Below are 18,180 nucleotides of genomic sequence, written 5' to 3'. Positions count from 1 at the left end.
CGGGTCAGTCCCCGGCGGCCACCAACTCCTCGACCGAGTCGTGCCGTATGCGCGCCGGCGGGATGCCGACGTCCCTCAGGGCATGGACACCGCTGCGGATCATTCCGGGCGGGCCCGAGACATAGGCGTCGTACCCGCTCCACGGCCCGTACGTCCTTATGGCGTCCGGGAGTTGGAGACGCGCCCGCTCGTCGACGATCGGCCGGACCTCGAGCCACGGGTGCGACTGCTGGAGCCGGAGCATCGTGTCGATGTCATAGAGGTCGTGGTCGGTGCGGGCGCCGTAGAACACCTCCACCGGTCGCCGTTCGCCGTGCTCGGCGACATCCTCGACGAGCGCCTTGATCGGCGCTATGCCGGTGCCTCCGCCGAGGCAGAGCAAGCCGCTGTCGGTGGTGTGGTCCACGGTCATCGAGCCGGCCGGCGGGCCGAGCCGGATGACGTCGCCGGGTCGGGCGCGGTGCACCAGGGCGTTCGAGACCCAGCCCGCCGGGACGGCCTTCACGTGGAAGGTCAGCAGTCCGTCCGAGCGGGGCGCGGAGGCCAGGGAGTAGTGCCGCCAGATCCGCGGCCACCAGGGCGTCTCCAGGCTCGTGTACTGCCCTGCGAGGAAGGGGTAGGGCTGGTCCGGGCGGACGGTGACGACGGCGACGTCCCGGGTTCGGAGATCGTGGGTGACGACCTCCGCGTGCCACCAGGCCGGAGCACGCAGTTCGTCCGCGGCAGCCGCGTCGATCATGACCTGCGAGATCGTCGTGTACGCCCGGACCCAGGCCGCCTCCGTCTCCACGTCCCAGACGGCGGTGGCGTACTTGTTCAGGGCGCCGATGAGGCACTCGCCGACGGCCGGATAGTGCTCGGCCCGGGTGCCGTACTTGCGGTGCCCACGGCCGAGGTTCCGCAGATACGCGACGAGGACCTCGGTGTTGTCGATGTGTTCGGCCGCGGTGAGCAGCGCCTTGAGCAACCGGTCCCGCTGGGTGTCCATCGCCGCCGGGAACAGCGACCGCAGCTCGGGGTGGCGCACGAAGAGCAGCGCGTAGAAGTACGAGGTGACCTTGTCGGCCACGGGCGCTACTTCGGCCATGGTCCGGCGGACGAGTACGGCATCCGGGGAGGCCTTCTCGGTGGCGGGACTTGAAGTTCGCTGGGCGGGCACGCGCACAGTGGCCGGGGTGGCCTCGGCGGCGGGCCGTGGGGGCGCGGTCGGCACGGGGGCGGTCGGTGCGAGGGCGGGAGACAGGGCCTGGGCAGGGGTGAAGGGCTGCGGGGCGGTGAAGGGCTGTGAGGCGGTCTCGGCCGACGGTATTCGCTCCTGGTCGGCCGCTACGCCCTGCCGAGCAGCGGACCCGGCCGGTTCCGGCCCGGCACCGTCACCGCTCGGAGCCGACTGTGCCGAACTCTCCACGGGCGGACGCTCCTTGCTCCCCGCCGCACCCCTGCGCATCGGACGCAGCACGGCCGGCCGCCGTCCCCCTGTCGTCTCACGCTCTTCGCCCGGAGGCACTTCCGGCTGCTTGCGCGGAGTGAACCAGCCGCTTCCGCCGCCGCCCCCGGACGTGCCGTTGTCGGCCGACGGGGTGGTCGGAGCGTCCATGGTGTGCCTCGCCTCGAACATCTTTCGGTCGGTCGGCGTGCTTCCTCAGCCGGAAGCTGCCTGCTTTCCGCGTGGACGGCTTGCTTCTCCCCGTTCGGTCAAGCGGCCAATACAGCCATATCCAACCCACATTCCCACTGCGTACGGACAAGTAAGGCGAGAGTGTGACATTGCCCGCAGTACTCCCACGCGGCGTCCCGCTCCGGACAGGAACCGGAGTCGACCATACCGGCCCGCGCTCCGGGCACAAGTCCCGCCTTGCTCCCCCGCGAACAAGGGGAGGGGCGAACCCTCAGTTCCCTCAACTACCGGGCGCCGCGCACCAATTCGTAGGCGTCCCACAGATCCCGCCCCGCATAGGAGTGGGTCGCAAGGCCGGACAGATGCTGATCGGCATTGACCGCGACGGAGACAGGCACGGCACCGAACAGATCCTTGTCCGACATCGAGTCCCCATAGGCGACGCAGTCGGCCCTCGTCACCCCGAACTCCTCGCACAATCGATCCGCGATCACCACCTTGGCCGCGGCACTGAGGACTCCGGTCAGGTCCATGGAAGGCTCGGTGAAAGGCACGGCGGGAAAAAGCGATCCATGTGCCGCGTGCGCGCCCCAGCCCGTGAGCCGTTCCACAAAGAAAGAGGGCGAGAGCGATACGACGGCGCAGTATTCGCCGGCACTTCTGATCTCGGCCCAGACCTCACGGATGCGCGCCAGCCAAGGGGCCCCTTCGAAGGCCGCCGTCACATGCGCCTCGGTGAGATCCGCCCACAGCGTGTAGACACGGGTCGCATACTCCGGCGGTCCGATCAGCCCGGCCGAGATCTCCTGCTCGAGCTCCACCGTCTCGGTCTCCAGACCGAGTTGACGTGAGATCTCCAGGGGCGCGCTGGTTCCGTGCAGCAAAGTGCCGTCGAGGTCGAAGAGATGAAGTCTCGCCATGAGCAACGAGGTTAGTGGGACACCCTGTGGCACCTTCCGCGAGCCTGCCGGATGATCGCCGTTCGCCGGTGTTTCACGTGAAACATCCGGCTTCTGTGGGTGTGTTGTGCAGCCGACCATGACATGGCCAAAAGCACGTACGTCTCACCGGAAACAGGTGGACGCCGACAACGCCCGTCCGACAGCCTGACCTGCGTGCCGACTCCTTCCCTCGCCGCTCTGCCCATCCGCCGGCTGACGCTCCGCGATCGCATCGCCTGTGCCGACTTGTCCGAGGACCGGGGGTGGCCACGCGAGGAACACAAGTGGGGCTTCCTCCTCAGCGCGGGAAAGGGCTACGGTATCGACGACCCCGAGGGCGGCCTTGTCGCGGCATGCGTCATCACGGAGTACGGCCCCCAGGACCGCCCTGATCTGGTAGCCATCGGCATGGTCCTGGTCGCCGAGCGGCATGCCCGCCAGGGCGCGGGACGGCGGCTGATGCGCCACCTGGTCTCGGCGATGGGCACCACACCGCTGACCCTGCACGCGACCCCGAACGGCCGTCCCCTCTACGAAGAACTCGGCTTCAAGGTCATCGGTCGGGCCGAGACCCTGCGCGGCCACTTCACACCTGCCGGACCTGACTCCCGGATCGCTACCCGTGCGGCCACAGCCGAGGACCTCACCGGCATCCTGCGCCTCGACGAGGCGGTGTTCGGCACCGATCGCACACCTCTCATCGCACGACTGCCCGCCTTCGCCGACCAGTTGAGGGTGGCGGAGGAGAACGGCCGGATCATCGGCTACGCGGCCGCCTGGCCCAACATGGACACCCAGGTCGTGGGCCCACTGATCGCACAGGACTCGGAGACGGCGAAGGCTCTCCTCGCCTCACTCGCTGCCCGCACCGACCGTCGGCTGCGCACCGACATCGACGTACGCCACGAAGACCTACTGTCCTGGGCGAAGGAACGCGGACTCGTTTCCTCCTCCTCCAACGCCGTGATGACGTACGGCATCGCGGAGTTGCCCGGCGACTGGACGCGGCGGTTCGCCCCACTGACGGTCGCGGCAGGCTGACAGCTCCCAGATACGGCGAACGCCGGCTCCCGACTTCCTCGGGAACCGGCGTTTCCATCATCGCCAAGCGTCAGACGAGTGCCTCTACGGCGGCCTGCGCGAAGCCGTGGTCCTGCGTCGGTGCGCCGCCACCGACACCAATCGCTCCGATCAGGCGGCCGTCACGGTGCACGGGGATGCCGCCGGCGATGAACAGCAGCGGCCGGTCGAGCGCCGTGGGCAGGGTGTGGAAGAGGCCTCCGGGCTGGACGGCCTCGACGAGGTCGGCGGTGGCCGCGTTCAGCTGAAGCGCGGTGTACGCCTTGCGGGTGCTGGTCTCCCCGGAGATCAGCACGGCCTGGTCGTCCCGCCGGAAGGCGAGCAGATGACCGCCCGCGTCCAGCACGGTGATGCTGACCGTGACCCCGGCGGCCTCCGCGGCACGGCGGGCATGGGTGACGAGCGCTTCGGCGTCCTGGATGGTCAGCGGGGCTACGGCAGTGGTGGTGCTCATCAGGGTTTCTCCTTGCGGGTGTTGCTGTTTCTGATGTCGGTCGGTCGGATGGCCGGGGGGTGCGGGAAGGTACGGGGACGGCCCTGGCCCCGCGTCTCCCCGCCGTGGCCCGGCGGGATCAGTGGTGGACGGCGGTCCGCTGCCGGCTCGGCGTGCCGCCCGCCACGACCGCGCCGTGGGCGCTGCTGCGGCGTTCCAGGGCTGCCGAGAGGATCGCGAGGACCAGAGCGGCCGCGGCGAGGACGGCGCCGACCCAGTTGGGGGCGGTGTAGCCGAAGCCGGCCGCGATGACGATGCCGCCGAGCCAGGCGGACAGCGCGTTACCGAGGTTGAAGGCGCCGATGTTCACGGCCGAGGCCAGCGTCGGGGCGCCGTGCGCCTGGTCGAGGACCCGCTTCTGCAGCGGCGGCACGGTGGCGAAGCCCAGGGCGCCGATGAGGGCGATGGTGACGGCCGCCGCGATCTTGTTGTGCGCGGTGACCGTGAAGAGGGCGAGCACGACGGCCAGGCCGCCCAGCGAGACGTAGAGCATGGGCATCAGGGCGCGGTCGGCGAACTTGCCGCCGACGAGGTTGCCGCCGACCATGCCGAGGCCGAAGAGGACGAGCAGCCAGGTGACGGAGCCGTCGGCGAAGCCGGCGACGTGGGTCATCATCGGCGCGATGTAGGTGATGGCCGCGAAGACGCCACCGAAGCCGAGGACGGTCATCGCCATGGCGAGCAGGACCTGAGTGTTCTTGAAGGCGGCCAGTTCGTGCCGCAGCTGTACGCCTTCCGGCTTGGGAAGGTCGGGTACGAGCTTGGCGATGCCGGCCAGGCCGATGACGCCGAGGCCCGCGACGATGGCGAAGGTGACGCGCCAGCCGATGGACTGTCCGACGAGGGTGCCCAGCGGGACGCCGACGACGTTGGCGACGGTCAGCCCGGTGAACATCATCGCGATGGCTCCAGCCTTCTTGTCCGGGGCCACGAGTTCCGCCGCGACGACCGAGCCGATGCCGAAGAAGGCGCCGTGGGCGAGCGAGGCGACCACACGGCCGATCAGCATCACCGAGAAGCTGGGGGCGACGGCGGAGAGCAGGTTGCCGACGATGAACAGGCCCATCAGCAGCATCAGCATCCGCTTGCGGGAGACCTTGGTGCCGAGCACGGTCATCAGCGGGGCGCCGATCACCACCCCCAGCGCGTAGCCGGTGACCAGCAGTCCCGCGGTGGGGATGGAGACCCCGAAGTCTCCCGCGACCTGGGGCAGCAAGCCCATGATCACGAACTCGGTCGTGCCGATTCCGAAGGCCCCGATCGCGAGGGCCAGAAGCGCGAGAGGCATGTGGAGGTACCCTTCCCAGAAGATTGCAGGAGCGCTTTGCGTGCGTTCACAATAGTTGCAGACGCGGGCTATATGCAAGCGCGGACTATTTCACCTGTGCTCTATCCTGGGTTCAGCCGCTCCGGGACGGAGGAAACGCCAATGACAGCGACGGACCCCGCACTCACCGCCCTTGCCCAGGGCTGGTGCGCCCTCTCCCTGCTCCACGGGAGGATCGAGGCGCACATCGAGCGGGCCCTGCAGGCCAAGCACGACCTGAGCATGCGTGAGTACTCCCTGCTCGATGTGCTCAGCCGACAGCACGACGGTGAGGGGGGCCATCTGCAGATGCGGCAGGTCGCCGACGCGGTCGTCCTCAGCCAGAGCGCCACCACCCGGCTGGTCACCCGGCTCGAGGACCGCGGTCTGCTCGCGCGGTACCTGTGCCCGACCGACCGGCGGGGCATCTACACGAACGTCTCCGAGGCAGGCCTCAAGCTGCTCGAGGAGGCCCGCCCGACCAACGACACCGCACTGCGCGAGGCACTCGACGCAGCGGCCGTGAACCCGGAACTGGCGCCACTGGTCCGGGTCGTGGAGTCGATGAACGTGCCCGCATAGGCCCGCCCCCGCACCGCACGCCTCTGCCTAAGGTGTGGCCATGGGAGATCTTGAAATACGAACCGCCGCCACCGAAGACGTCCCCGCCATCGTCGGCATGCTCGCCGACGATCCGCTGGGCTCCCAGCGCGAGTCACCGGACGACCTGGCGCCCTACCTGGCCGCGCTGGAACGTCTGACCGCAGATCCGAACCAGCACCTGGTCGTCGCCGTGCGCGAGGGCCGCGTCGTCGGCACCCTCCAGCTCACGGTCATCCCCGGGCTGTCCCGCAGGGGCGCCACCCGCTCGATCGTCGAGGCCGTCCGCATCCACGCGGACGAGCGAGGCAGCGGCCTGGGGACGCAGCTCATCGAGTGGGCGATCGCCGAGTCACGCCGCCAGGACTGCCGGCTGATCCAGCTCACCTCCGACGTCACACGCACCGACGCCCACCGGTTCTACGAGCGGCTCGGTTTCACCGCCTCGCACGTGGGTTTCAAGCTTCCCCTCTGAGAAGAACTCTCCACCGCGCGAGACCGACGCATCATGCCCACAGCGGGAGGGGTCGTGTTTCACGTGAAACATGCCCACTCCCCGACTGCGGCGGCTAGCGAATCCCCCGCCACCCCTCCGGGTCCACCCCACCCGGCACAGAAACGCTCTCCTCGTACGGCTGACGCGTGAAGACGAACGATCCGAGGTCCAGGTGACTCACCGGCCCATCCGGGCGCCGTACGGGCCGTAGAAGCTCTCCTGCGTAGTACCCCTCCAGCCCGGTCCAGGTGCCGTCACCGTTGGCCCGGAAGCGCGAACGGCGTCCGCTGCCGGCCAACGGCTCCAGCGAGGCCCCTCCGTCGGCCGTCAGCCGCAGGGCGAAACCATGCGTCCCCCAGTACCACTGCCCCGCCAACTCCAGTACGGCGGCGTCGACTTCGGGCATCGGTCGCCAGGGCGCCGGAATCCTCGGCTCGGCCTCGGCGACGATACGGACGAGATCGGCGGCCACCGATGCCAGCAGCGGTCCGGAGGTGCAGTTGGCCAGCACCACCGCCGAGACGTCTTCCGCCAGGCTGATGGTGAGGTTCGCCAGGAAGCCGGGCAGCGATCCGGAATGACCGACGAGCAGCCGTCCGTCGCGGCGCTGGACCTGCAGGCCGAGACCGTATGCGGAGCCGTCCATGACGTCGGCTGCCTCCGCCGGTGCCGCCGGGGTCCGCATCTCCCGCACGGACTCCGCACTCAGGACCCGGTCGTCTCCATGAGCCAGAAAGACGGCGAACCGCGCCAAGTCGCCGGTGGTGGACCAGAGTTGACCGGCCGGCGCCATACGGCCGAGGTCCTCGACGGGTTCCGGCAACAGCGCGTCGGCCCACGGATGCACCGCCCAGCCACCCGCGTGCGGCGCCCGAGGCTGAGCACTCGTGCGGTCGAGGCCCAGAGGTTCGAGCACTTCCCGCCGAAGTACGTCCTCCCACGGGGCACCCCGGAGTTCCTCGACGAGCGCGCCCAACACGGTGTAGCCGGGGTTCGAATAGTGGAACCGGCGGCCGACCGGATGCAGCAGGGGTTGCTCACCCAGCACATCGCGGAGCTCGGGACGCAGGGAACCCGGTGTCCGCTCCCACCAGGGCGCGGGCGACTCGGCCGCCAACCCGCCTGTGTGCGCGAGGAGTTCGGCGATGGTGGCCTCCCCCGCACCGGTGCCGGGCAGATACTTCTCCAGTGGGTCACCGAGGTCGAGGACGCCCTCGTCACGCAGCCGCAGCACCAGGACGGCGGTGAACGTCTTGGTGATGGAGCCGATCCGGTACTGCACGTTCTCGTCCGGCCCGTGCCCGTCCACCGAGGTCCGCGAACCGTGCCACACGGCTCGGCCGTCCCGCACCACCGTCGCGACCAACGACGGTGCCCTCCCCTCGGCCTGGGCCACGGCGATCCGATGCAACAGCGCCCTGCGTGTACCGGGAAGCAAGTCGTCCTGGGATGTCGTCATGCCCCCAGTCCATCCGGCGGGGCGGCCGTACGTCGAGCACATTTCTCGGGACACGGCACCGGGTCTGCCGCCTACAGCCGCCCGGTCAGGTCTGTGCCATGTCCACGAAGCGCGAGTAGTGGCCCTGGAAGGCGACGGTGATCGTCGCCGTCGGGCCGTTACGGTGCTTGCCCACGATGATGTCCGCCTCGCCCGCGCGGGGCGACTCCTTCTCGTAGGCGTCCTCGCGGTGCAGCAGGATGACCATGTCGGCGTCCTGCTCGATGGAGCCGGACTCACGCAGGTCGGACACCATCGGCTTCTTGTCCGTGCGCTGCTCGGGACCACGGTTCAGCTGCGAGAGCGCGATCACGGGGACCTCCAGCTCCTTGGCCAGGAGCTTGAGGTTTCGGGACATGTCCGAGACCTCCTGTTGACGGCTCTCGGAGCGCTTGGAGCCACCGGCCTGCATCAGCTGCAGATAGTCGATGATCACCAGCTTGATGTCGCTGCGCTGTTTGAGCCGGCGGCATTTCGCGCGGATCTCCATCATCGACAGGTTCGGGGAGTCGTCGATGTAGAGCGGCGCGGACGACACCTCGGGCATCCGGCGCGCCAGGCGGGTCCAGTCCTCGTCGGTCATGGTGCCGGAGCGCATGTGGTGCAGGGCGACGCGGGCCTCGGCGGACAGCAGACGCATCGCGATCTCGTTGCGGCCCATTTCGAGGGAGAAGATGACGCTCGGCAGGTTGTGCTTGATCGACGCGGCGCGGGCGAAGTCCAGCGCGAGCGTGGACTTACCCATGGCGGGGCGGGCGGCGATGACGATCATCTGGCCGGGGTGCAGACCGTTGGTGAGCGAGTCGAGGTCCGTGAACCCTGTGGGCACACCGGTCATCTCGCCGCTGCGTGAGCCGATCGCCTCGATCTCGTCGAGCGCGCCTTCCATGATGTCGCCGAGCGGAAGGTAGTCCTCGCTGGTCCGCTGCTCGGTGACCGCGTAGATCTCGGCCTGGGCCCGGTTGACGATCTCGTCGACGTCGTCGTCGGCCGCGTATCCCATCTGCGTGATGCGCGTGCCGGCCTCGACCAGGCGGCGCAGGACGGCCCGCTCGTGGACGATCTCCGCGTAGTACTCCGCGTTCGCCGCCGTCGGCACGGTCTGGACGAGGGTGTGCAGATACGATGCGCCGCCGACCTTGTTGATCTCACCGCGTTTGGTGAGTTCGGCGGCGATGGTGATCGGGTCGGCCGGCTCACCCTTGGCGTAGATGTCGAGGATCGCCTGGTAGATCGTCTCGTGCGCGGGCTTGTAGAAGTCGTGGCCCTTGAGGACCTCGACGACATCGGCGATCGCGTCCTTGGACAGGAGCATGCCGCCGAGCACGGACTGCTCGGCATCGAGATCCTGCGGCGGCACGCGCTCGAAGGCCGAACCCGCGCCTTCCCACTCGCCGCCCTCCCTGCCGCGGTCGTGCTGTTCGTCGCGGCCCCGGCCTCCGTCACCGCGCCGCCGGGAAGCGGGCAGACGATCACTTGGACCGCTGTCGGCCCACGGGTCGTCCAAGGGCTCGGAAATACTCAACCGAGCCACCTCCTCCCGTCCGCCGAGCGGACCTCGCCGTGCCCCTTATTTCTACGGCACGGCACTGACAAATGAGACGCCCAACTCCGGTACGGGCGCGTCGGTTTTGTGATGTTTCTCAGTCCGACTGACGGGGCGGGTTCCGGTCCACCGTAGGCCCGCGGGCACCGTCAGCCAATCTGGTTATCCACAGGCCATGTGGACGACGGCCCGGATGCTGTGGAGAACCCGGCAAAACCTGTGCACGACCCGGTGGACAGCCCTGTGAACAAGACCTCGCCACTTTGATCACGACCTATCTGACCTGCACCTTCACCATCCACCGGCTGTGCAGAAGAAAAACTTTCCCGGTCGGACCAAGATCGCTTCGAACAGTGCGCGAGAGGACACGACGCGAGAGCAGAGGTAAGGGTCACTGAACAATTGCATCTCTTACCTGTGGACGATTAGATTAGTGCTCATGACACAGGCTCCCGCGGCCACGAGGGCCACCCGACGACAGCACGACCGAGAGATCGTCATGCTGGCCGTCCCGGCCTTCGGCGCACTCGTCGCCGAGCCCCTCTTCGTCATGGCCGACAGCGCGATCATCGGCCATCTCGGCACAGCACAACTCGCCGGACTCGGAGTGGCGTCCGCCCTCCTGACGACAGCCGTGAGCGTCTTCGTCTTCCTCGCCTACGCCACCACTGCGGCCGTCGCCCGACGTGTCGGCGCGGGCGACCTCCAGGCAGCCATCCGCCAGGGTATGGACGGCATCTGGCTCGCCCTGCTGATCGGCGCCACCGTCATAGCCGTCGTCCTTCCCTCAGCCGCCGCCCTGGTGGGCCTCTTCGGTACCTCGGACACCGCGGCCCCCTACGCGACGACCTATCTGCGGATCTCCTCCCTCGGCATCCCGGCCATGCTGATAGTCCTCGCCGCCACCGGAGTCCTCCGCGGACTGCAGAACACAAAGACACCGTTGTACGTAGCCGTCTCAGGCTTCGTCGCCAACGCCGCCCTCAACGTCGGCCTGGTCTACGGCGCCGACCTGGGCATCGCCGGCTCCGCCTGGGGCACCGTCATCGCCCAGTGGGGCATGGCTGCCGTCTATCTTGTCGTGGTCGTCCGCGGAGCCCGCCGACACGGCGCCTCCCTCAGCCCCGACGCCGCAGGGATCAAAGCCTCGGCGCAGGCCGGCGTGCCTCTGCTCGTACGCACGCTTTCCCTGAGAGCGATCCTCCTGATCGCCACGGCCGTCGCGGCCCGTCTCGGGGATGCCGACATCGCCGCGCACCAGATCATCCTGTCCCTGTGGTCCCTGCTGGCATTCGCGCTCGACGCCATCGCGATCGCGGGCCAGGCGATCATCGGTCGCTACCTCGGTGCGAACGATCCCCAGGGCGCCCGAGCCGCATGCCGGCGCATGGTGCAGTGGGGTATCGCCGTCGGGGTGGTCCTCGGCCTCCTGGTGATCCTGGCCCGCCCCCTCTTCCTCCCCCTGTTCACCAGCGACCCCACCGTCAAGGACACCGCCCTGCCCGCCTTGATCATGGTGGCGCTCTCACAGCCGATCTGCGGTGTCGTCTTCGTCCTGGACGGAGTGCTGATGGGCGCGGGAGACGGGCCGTATCTCGCAGGAGCGATGGTGGTGACCCTGGCGGTCTTCGCCCCGGCGGCCCTGCTCGTCCCGGCCCTCGGCGGTGGCCTGACCGCTCTCTGGGGAGCGATGACCCTGATGATGGCGGTGCGCATGCTGACCCTCCTGGTGCGCTCCCGCTCGGGCCGCTGGATTGTCACCGGCGCGACCCGCTGACCGTTTCACGTGAAACACCGCACGCTGTCATGTTTCACGTGAAACATGAGCGCCGTAGCGCCGTCCCGAACTCAACACGCGAGCCGTATCCCGCAGCCCCGCACACAGCAGAGGGGCCGCACCCCAACGGGTGCGGCCCCTCTCTCAGCTATGCCGAGCGCAGCGGTCAGGCCGCGATGACCTCGATGTTGACCTTGGCGGCAACCTCGGGGTGCAGACGCACGGACGTCTCGTGGGCGCCCAGGGTCTTGATCGGGGCAGACAGCTCGATACGACGCTTGTCGACCTCGGGGCCACCGGAAGCCTTGATCGCCGAAGCGATGTCGGCCGGGGTGACGGAGCCGAAGAGACGACCGGCGTCGCCGGAGCGGACGGCCAGACGAACCTTGACACCCTCGAGCTGGGCCTTCACAGAGTTGGCCTGCTCGATGGTCTGAATCTCGTGGATCTTGCGAGCACGACGGATCTGCTCGACGTCCTTCTCGCCACCCTTGGTCCAGCGGATAGCGAAATTCCGCGGGATCAGGTAGTTGCGAGCGTAACCGTCCTTGACGTCGACGACGTCGCCCGCGGCACCGAGGCCGGAGACCTCGTGGGTGAGGATGATCTTCATTGGTCGGTCACCCTTCCCTTATCGCGCGGTGGAGGTGTAGGGCAGCAGCGCCATCTCACGGCTGTTCTTCACGGCCGTGGCGACGTCACGCTGGTGCTGAGTGCAGTTGCCGGTCACCCGGCGGGCACGGATCTTGCCGCGGTCGGAAATGAACTTCCGCAGCATGTTCGTGTCCTTGTAGTCCACGTACTGGACCTTGTCCTTGCAGAATGCGCAGACCTTCTTCTTCGGCTTGCGCACAGGCGGCTTCGCCATGGTGTATCTCCTGTGTGATCAAGAAGTGTGGGTACGACCCACCCTCGGCCCGAAGGCCTAGAAGGGGGGTTCGTCCGAGTAGCCGCCGCCACCGCCACCGCTGGCGCCGCCGGAGTTTCCACCCCAGCCGCCACCGCCGCCGCCCTGGTTGCCACCGGCGGGAGCGCTGGTGGCCCAAGGGTCGTCGGCGGGAGCGCCGCCGGCCGGCTGACCGCCGCCGGAGTTTCCACCCCAGCCGCCGCCACCCTGGCCACCGCCACCACCGCCGCCGAAACCGCCGCCCTGGCCACCGCGAGCGCCACCGGCGGTCTTGGTGACCTTGGCCGTGGCACTGCGCAGGCTGGCGCCGACTTCCTCGACGTCCAGTTCGTAGACCGTGCGCTTGACGCCCTCACGGTCCTCGTAGGACCGCTGCTTCAGCCGGCCCTGCACGATGACGCGCATGCCTCGCTGGAGCGATTCGGCGACGTTCTCCGCCGCCTGACGCCAGACCGAGCAGGTGAGGAAGAGGCTTTCGCCGTCCTTCCACTCGTTCGTCTGGCGGTCGAAGGTGCGGGGAGTGGACGCGACACGGAACTTCGCGACCGCCGCACCGGAAGGGGTGAAGCGCAGCTCGGGGTCGTCGACAAGATTGCCGACGACCGTGATGACGGTCTCGCCTGCCATGGGGGAACCTCTCGGCGGGTTTGCTGCTGGCTGCTTGGTGCTGCTACTCGAATCCCGAGATCAGCTGAGCAGGATGCTCAGTGGGTCTCGGGGCGGAGGACCTTGGTCCGGAGGACCGACTCGTTCAGGTTCATCTGGCGGTCGAGCTCCTTGACGACCGCAGGCTCGGCCTGCAGGTCGATGACCGAGTAGATGCCCTCGGGCTTCTTCTTGATCTCGTACGAGAGACGACGACGGCCCCAGGTGTCGACCTTCTCGACCTTTCCGTTGCCCTCACGGACGACGGAGAGGAAGTTCTCGATCAGGGGGGAGACAGCGCGCTCCTCCAGATCGGGGTCGAGGATGACCATCACCTCGTAGTGACGCATGTGGAACCCACCTCCTTTGGACTCAGCGGCCACGGTCGATCCGTGGCAGGAGGGTTGTGATGCGTAAGCAACAGTGTGTGCCAGTAAAACAGCCGCCACTGACATCGGGTGCCCCTTGAGGGGATTCCGAGTCGTGGCATGGGCAGACACCAGTGCAGAGGGTACAGAGTACCCGCAGACCGGCTTCCGGTTGAAATCCGGTGGCGGAGAGCGTCAATCTGTACACATCGGGTGTGTCCGGCGCGACGATGCGCCGCCTTCCGCAGGAGGTGCCACATGGCACAGGCATTGCGACCCAACACCGCCGGTTCTCTTTTCGCCACAGACGGCAAGCCCCACCCGCTCCAGGACACGCTGCTCGCGGTGACCCTGGTGCTCGGGCTGACCGCGTTCATCACGGGGTTCTTCCACAGCCTGCATCTGCTCAGCTCTTGGGCCGGCCTGGTGGGCATCCTCACCGGCGCCTACGGGCAGTGGATCTCCGAGACGACGAGGGAGCGCTTCGGCCTGATCCTGGGTCTCGGTGCCGCGGGTGTCGGATTCTTCCTCGGCATGGCGCACGGCGGCCTGTTCGGCGGCGTCATCAACTGACGCGCCGGACTCCGTAGTCCGAACTCCGCGTAAAACAACACGGAACGCCTTGGCGGCCCACAGGCCGAGGCGAAGGTTGCATACGCCCAGTCGGGGCGCTCGCGAGGCGCAGTAGGCTTCGGCGCGAGAGCCGGAGCCCCTGTACCCATGGGGACACACCAGCCCGAGGAGCGCCCCGAATGAGCCTGACCCTGAGGACCATCAGCCGTGAGCAGCATCTGGCATTCATCCAGAGCCTGCCCTCGGCGAGCCACATGCAGGTCCCGGCATGGGCTGATGTGAAGGCGGAGTGGCGCTCCGAGAGCCTCGGCTGGTTCGACGAGAAGAACGGCGAGCTCGTCGGCGTGGGTCTGGTCCTCTACCGGCAACTCCCGAAGATCAAGCGCTACTTGGCCTATCTGCCCGAGGGTCCGGTCATCAACTGGTTCGCGCCGAATCTGGACGACTGGATCCAGCCGATGCTGGCCCACCTCAAGCACCAGGGCGCCTTCTCGGTGAAGATGGGCCCGCCGGTCATCATCCGGCGCTGGGAGGCCACCTCCATCAAGGCGGGCATCCAGAACCCGGACGTGAAGCGACTGCGCGACATCGAGGCCGACTTCATCGAACCGCGCGCCTTCGAGGTGGCCGACAAACTGCGCCGCATGGGTTGGCAGCAGGGCGAGGACGGCGGTGCCGGCTTCGGCGACGTCCAGCCCCGCTACGTCTACCAGGTGCCGCTGGCGAACCGCTCCCTCGAAGAGGTCCACAAGAACTTCAACCAGCTGTGGCGCCGCAACATCAAGAAGGCCGAGAAGGCCGGTGTCGAGGTCGTCCAGGGCGGTTACCAGGACCTCGAGGAATGGCAGCGGCTGTACGAGATCACGGCGGTGCGCGACCACTTCCGGCCCCGCCCGCTGTCGTACTTCCAGCGCATGTGGACGGCCCTCAACACCGAGGACCCCAACCGGATGCGGCTGTACTTCGCCCGGCACAACGGGGTGAACTTGTCGGCGGCGACGATGCTCGTGGTCGGCGGGCACGTCTGGTACTCCTACGGCGCCTCCGACAACATCGGCCGTGACGTCCGGCCCTCGAACGCGATGCAGTGGCGCATGCTGCGCGACGCCTACGCGCTCGGCGCCACCGTCTACGACCTGCGCGGCATCTCCGACTCGCTGGACGAGACCGACCATCTCTTCGGTCTGATCCAGTTCAAGGTGGGCACCGGCGGCCAGGCCGCCGAGTACCTCGGTGAGTGGGACTTCCCGCTGAACAAGCTGCTCCACAAGGCGCTCGACATCTACATGTCGCGCCGCTGACCGCACGGTCCTCGCTTCGATACCGTCGATCGCTCCCACACCTCCGTTACACCGCAGCCACCCGAAAGGTTCCAGGTCCGGCCATGGCGCTCACGCTCTACGTCGACACCGCGCGCTGGCGGGCGCATCACAAGCACGTCGCCGAGCAGTTCCCCGGGCTCGTCCCTGTCTGCAAGGGCAACGGCTACGGCTTCGGGCACGAGCGGCTGGCGGAGGAGGCGACGCGTCTGGGCGCGGACGTCCTCGCCGTCGGCACGACGTACGAGGCCGCCCGGATCAAGGACTGGTTCGGCGGTGACCTGCTGGTGCTGACGCCGTACCGCCGCGGCGAGGAGCCCGTTCCGCTGCCGGACCGGGTGATCCGCTCGGTGTCGTCCATCGACGGTGTGTACGGCCTCGTGGGCGCCCGTGTGGTCATCGAGGTGATGTCCTCGATGAAGCGGCACGGCGTCAGCGAGCAGGAACTGCCGCAGTTGCACTCCGCCATAGAGAACGTCCGCCTGGAGGGCTTCGCCATCCACCTCCCGCTGGACCGTACCGACGGCTCGGACGCCGTCGAGGAGGTCATCGGCTGGATGGACCGGCTGCGCGCCGCCCGGCTGCCGTTGCACACGATGTTCGTCAGCCACCTCAAGGCCGAGGAACTCGCCCGGCTGCAGCAGCAGTTCCCGCAGACCCGCTTCCGCGCCCGTATCGGCACCCGGCTGTGGCTGGGGGACCACGAGGCCACCGAGTACCGCGGGGCGGTCCTGGACGTCACCCGGGTCTCCAAGGGCGACCGCTTCGGCTACCGGCAGCAGAAGGCGGCCTCGGACGGCTATCTGGTGGTCGTGGCGGGCGGTACGTCGCACGGGGTGGGCCTGGAGGCCCCCAAGGCGCTGCACGGCGTCATGCCGCGCGCCAAGGGCGTCGCCCGCGCCGGCCTCGCCACGGTCAACCGGAATCTCTCTCCGTTCGTCTGGGACGGCAAGCAGCGCTGGTTCGCCGAGCCCCCGCACATGCAGGTCTCGATCCTGTTCGTGCCGGCGGAAGCGGCCGAGCCGAAGGTCGGCGAGGAGCTGGTGGCCCATCTGCGGCACACCACCACGCAGTTCGACCGCATCGTGGACCGCTGAGCACCTCCGGAACAGCTGAAAGGCCGTACACGGACCCTTCCGTGTACGGCCTTTCACGTGGTCTTTCCACGCCCTGTTCGCTCAGAGCGAACGGTCCGCCGGTCCCTCGCTGCCCCACTCCACCTGCGGTCCGTCGAAGGGAGCCGCGTGCCGCCCCGGGCGGGCGGCGGCCCCGAACACGTACACGTCCTCCGCCCGGTCGAGCACCCCGCCCGAGGGGTCGTCGTCGCCCGCCAGGCGCACCACGTCCCGCTCCGGCATGAGGATGTCCCGCACGATCACGGCGCACAGGTAGAGCGTGCCCAGCAGGTGCAGGCCGATGGCCCAGTGGTAGCCGTCGGTCGGCAGGCCCTTGTGGGCGTCTCCGCTGGTCGTGTACGCGAGGTACATCCAGATCCCCAGGAAGTACGCCACCTCGCACGCCTGCCAGATCAGGAAGTCCCGCCACTTCGGCCGAGCCAGCACGGCCAGGGGGACCAGCCACAGCACGTACTGCGGCGAGTAGACCTTGTTGGTCACGATGAACGCCGCGACGATCAGGAAGACCAGTTGGGCGAAGCGCGGCCGGCGCGGAGCGGTCATCGTGAGCGCCGCGATACCTCCGCAGCACAGCAGCATCAGCAGTGTGGCGAACGTGTTGACGGTGTCGGTGCTGAGCGGGTCGCTCGAGTTCTGGGCCAGGATCAGCCAGAACGACCCGAAGTCGACGCCCCGTTCCTGGCTGAACGTGTAGAACTTCGACCAACCGTCGAAGGCGAAGAGCATCACCGGCAGGTTCACCGCCAGCCAGGCGACGACGGTTCCGCCGAGCGCCTTCCCGAAGTCCCGCCACTTGCCCGCGCGCCAGCACAGCAGGAACAAGGCGCCGAGCAGGAAGACGGGATACAGCTTGGCGGCCGTGGCAAGGCCCAACAGGACGCCGAACGCGAGGGAACGGCCCCGAGACCACATCAGCATCGCCGCGGCCGTCAGAGCGACCGCCAGCAGGTCCCAGTTGATGGTGGCGGTCAGCGCGAAGGCGGGCGCCAGGGCGACCAGCAGGCCGTCCCAGGGGCGGCGGGCGTGCGTACGGCTGACGCAGACGACGATGATGGCCGCGCACACCATCAGCATCCCGGCGTTGACCATCCAGTACCACTGTTCCTGGTGCTGGATGCTGCCGCTGCCCGGCGTGAGCCAGGCGGCCACCTCCATGAACACACCGGTCAGCACCGGGTATTCGAGGTACTGCATGTCGCCGGGGAGCTTGTCGAAGTACGGCACGAGTCCGTCGGCGAAGCCGCGCCCCTGATAGAGGTGCGGGATGTCCGAGTAGCACGCGTGCGTGTACTGCGAGCTGGCACCGAAGAACCAACCGCTGTTGTAGCAGGGCGCCTTCTGGACCAGCCCGAGGGCGAAGATGCCGATCGCCACCAGCGCGACGACCCGTACGGGAGTCCACCAGGATGTCCCGAGGAGAGCGCGTCGGCCGATGGGGCCACCGATCAGTTCACTACCGGCGGCGGCGACCTCGTCGTCCCTGGTCGGCCGTACCGGATCCGGCTCGTGCACGCTCGTGGGCGTCAGTTCTGCACTGGGCATGGGGGACATCCTGCCGTACGCACCTAGGTGTACGCCGAGGGCGGCCGAATACGGCTCCCGCTGTTCGCCGTCATCCAGCTGGACAGCACCGCCCGCCGACCGCACCTGAAGCAATCATGGCCACCCAGACCGCGATCACCGAGGGCATCGACCAGACCAGCGGACGCATTCGGCGAGGCGAGATCCTTTACCAGACCGCCTGCCCACGTCGCACGGCCGTCGAACGCCACTTCATACAGGCCCAGGCACACCAAGGCTCTCGCCATCAGCTACGACAAACGGGCCCGCCACTGCCAATCTCGGGTGCCGGAAATAACGAAACTCAATTACTTCCG

The 18,180-nt window shown here is 68.2% G+C and carries 18 protein-coding genes; 7 read left to right on the top strand and 11 right to left on the bottom strand.

Annotated features, from left to right (window positions below):
- Positions 1-4: 4 nt before the first annotated feature.
- Both OO70_RS25735 and OO70_RS25730 read right to left on the bottom strand, forming a co-directional pair.
- Positions 5-1,618 carry a globin domain-containing protein gene (locus OO70_RS25735; RefSeq protein ID WP_078651550.1) on the bottom strand — a complete coding sequence of 538 codons (1,614 nt, stop codon included), beginning with the start codon at positions 1,616-1,618 and terminating at the stop codon, positions 5-7.
- Between the two features lie 284 nt (positions 1,619-1,902).
- Positions 1,903-2,538 (bottom strand): HAD family hydrolase, encoded by a 636-nt coding sequence (locus tag OO70_RS25730; protein WP_043676098.1) that lies wholly within the window; start codon positions 2,536-2,538, stop codon positions 1,903-1,905.
- A gap of 195 nt (positions 2,539-2,733) precedes the next feature.
- Here OO70_RS25730 and OO70_RS25725 point away from each other — a divergent pair, with 195 nt between their 5' ends.
- Positions 2,734-3,600, top strand: a complete 867-nt coding sequence (locus OO70_RS25725; RefSeq protein ID WP_043676095.1) for a GNAT family N-acetyltransferase — start codon at positions 2,734-2,736, stop codon at positions 3,598-3,600.
- A 70-nt stretch (positions 3,601-3,670) separates the two neighbouring features.
- Here OO70_RS25725 and OO70_RS25720 read toward each other — a convergent pair whose 3' ends face one another.
- Both OO70_RS25720 and OO70_RS25715 read right to left on the bottom strand, forming a co-directional pair.
- The gene (locus OO70_RS25720; protein WP_043676092.1) at positions 3,671-4,093 is read right to left on the bottom strand and encodes a GlcG/HbpS family heme-binding protein; all 423 of its coding nucleotides are present in this window, start codon (positions 4,091-4,093) and stop codon (positions 3,671-3,673) included.
- A gap of 118 nt (positions 4,094-4,211) precedes the next feature.
- Complete coding sequence (locus OO70_RS25715) at positions 4,212-5,420, bottom strand: MFS transporter (RefSeq protein ID WP_043676091.1); 1,209 nt, start codon at positions 5,418-5,420, stop codon at positions 4,212-4,214.
- Positions 5,421-5,561: 141 nt separating this feature from the next.
- On the opposite strand from OO70_RS25715, the gene OO70_RS25710 reads away from it, so the two are divergent.
- Together OO70_RS25710 and OO70_RS25705 are read left to right on the top strand one after the other, a co-directional pair.
- Positions 5,562-6,020, top strand: a complete 459-nt coding sequence (locus tag OO70_RS25710; protein WP_043676089.1) for a MarR family winged helix-turn-helix transcriptional regulator — start codon at positions 5,562-5,564, stop codon at positions 6,018-6,020.
- 40 nt (positions 6,021-6,060) lie between these two features.
- Positions 6,061-6,513 carry a GNAT family N-acetyltransferase gene (locus OO70_RS25705; protein WP_043676085.1) on the top strand — a complete coding sequence of 151 codons (453 nt, stop codon included), beginning with the start codon at positions 6,061-6,063 and terminating at the stop codon, positions 6,511-6,513.
- A 94-nt stretch (positions 6,514-6,607) separates the two neighbouring features.
- Here OO70_RS25705 and OO70_RS25700 read toward each other — a convergent pair whose 3' ends face one another.
- Together OO70_RS25700 and dnaB are read right to left on the bottom strand one after the other, a co-directional pair.
- Positions 6,608-7,993 (bottom strand): serine hydrolase domain-containing protein, encoded by a 1,386-nt coding sequence (locus tag OO70_RS25700; protein WP_043676082.1) that lies wholly within the window; start codon positions 7,991-7,993, stop codon positions 6,608-6,610.
- An 85-nt stretch (positions 7,994-8,078) separates the two neighbouring features.
- Positions 8,079-9,557: a replicative DNA helicase gene (gene dnaB, locus OO70_RS25695; protein ID WP_043676076.1), complete on the bottom strand. Its 1,479-nt coding sequence runs from the start codon at positions 9,555-9,557 to the stop codon at positions 8,079-8,081.
- A 460-nt stretch (positions 9,558-10,017) separates the two neighbouring features.
- On the opposite strand from dnaB, the gene OO70_RS25690 reads away from it, so the two are divergent.
- Positions 10,018-11,355 (top strand): MATE family efflux transporter, encoded by a 1,338-nt coding sequence (locus OO70_RS25690; RefSeq protein WP_043676300.1) that lies wholly within the window; start codon positions 10,018-10,020, stop codon positions 11,353-11,355.
- A gap of 166 nt (positions 11,356-11,521) precedes the next feature.
- Here the strand turns inward: OO70_RS25690 and rplI are convergent, their stop codons facing one another.
- The 4 genes from rplI to rpsF form a co-directional block, all read right to left on the bottom strand.
- On the bottom strand, positions 11,522-11,968 hold the full coding sequence (rplI, locus tag OO70_RS25685) for a 50S ribosomal protein L9 (RefSeq protein ID WP_043676073.1): 447 nt from the start codon (positions 11,966-11,968) through the stop codon (positions 11,522-11,524).
- Between the two features lie 18 nt (positions 11,969-11,986).
- Entirely contained in the window at positions 11,987-12,223 is a 237-nt protein-coding gene (gene rpsR, locus OO70_RS25680) for a 30S ribosomal protein S18 (protein ID WP_006381652.1), read from the bottom strand.
- 57 nt (positions 12,224-12,280) lie between these two features.
- Complete coding sequence (locus OO70_RS25675) at positions 12,281-12,889, bottom strand: single-stranded DNA-binding protein (protein WP_043676071.1); 609 nt, start codon at positions 12,887-12,889, stop codon at positions 12,281-12,283.
- A 77-nt stretch (positions 12,890-12,966) separates the two neighbouring features.
- Positions 12,967-13,257, bottom strand: a complete 291-nt coding sequence (gene rpsF, locus OO70_RS25670) for a 30S ribosomal protein S6 (protein ID WP_006604399.1) — start codon at positions 13,255-13,257, stop codon at positions 12,967-12,969.
- A gap of 276 nt (positions 13,258-13,533) precedes the next feature.
- On the opposite strand from rpsF, the gene OO70_RS25665 reads away from it, so the two are divergent.
- From OO70_RS25665 to OO70_RS25655, 3 genes are all read left to right on the top strand, one after another.
- Entirely contained in the window at positions 13,534-13,848 is a 315-nt protein-coding gene (locus OO70_RS25665; protein WP_019055130.1) for a hypothetical protein, read from the top strand.
- 179 nt (positions 13,849-14,027) lie between these two features.
- Positions 14,028-15,149, top strand: coding sequence for a lipid II:glycine glycyltransferase FemX (locus OO70_RS25660; RefSeq protein ID WP_043676066.1), 1,122 nt, complete (start codon positions 14,028-14,030; stop codon positions 15,147-15,149).
- Positions 15,150-15,232: 83 nt separating this feature from the next.
- Positions 15,233-16,264 carry an alanine racemase gene (locus OO70_RS25655; protein WP_043676063.1) on the top strand — a complete coding sequence of 344 codons (1,032 nt, stop codon included), beginning with the start codon at positions 15,233-15,235 and terminating at the stop codon, positions 16,262-16,264.
- Positions 16,265-16,345: 81 nt separating this feature from the next.
- Here the strand turns inward: OO70_RS25655 and OO70_RS25650 are convergent, their stop codons facing one another.
- Entirely contained in the window at positions 16,346-17,845 is a 1,500-nt protein-coding gene (locus OO70_RS25650; RefSeq protein ID WP_043676060.1) for a glycosyltransferase family 87 protein, read from the bottom strand.
- Positions 17,846-18,180 lie beyond the last annotated feature (335 nt).

The organism is Streptomyces xylophagus, assembly GCF_000716435.1.
GTDB lineage: Bacteria > Actinomycetota > Actinomycetes > Streptomycetales > Streptomycetaceae > Streptomyces > Streptomyces xylophagus.
Note: the sequence above shows the minus strand (reverse complement) of the source record. Positions and strands in the feature narration are given on the sequence as shown.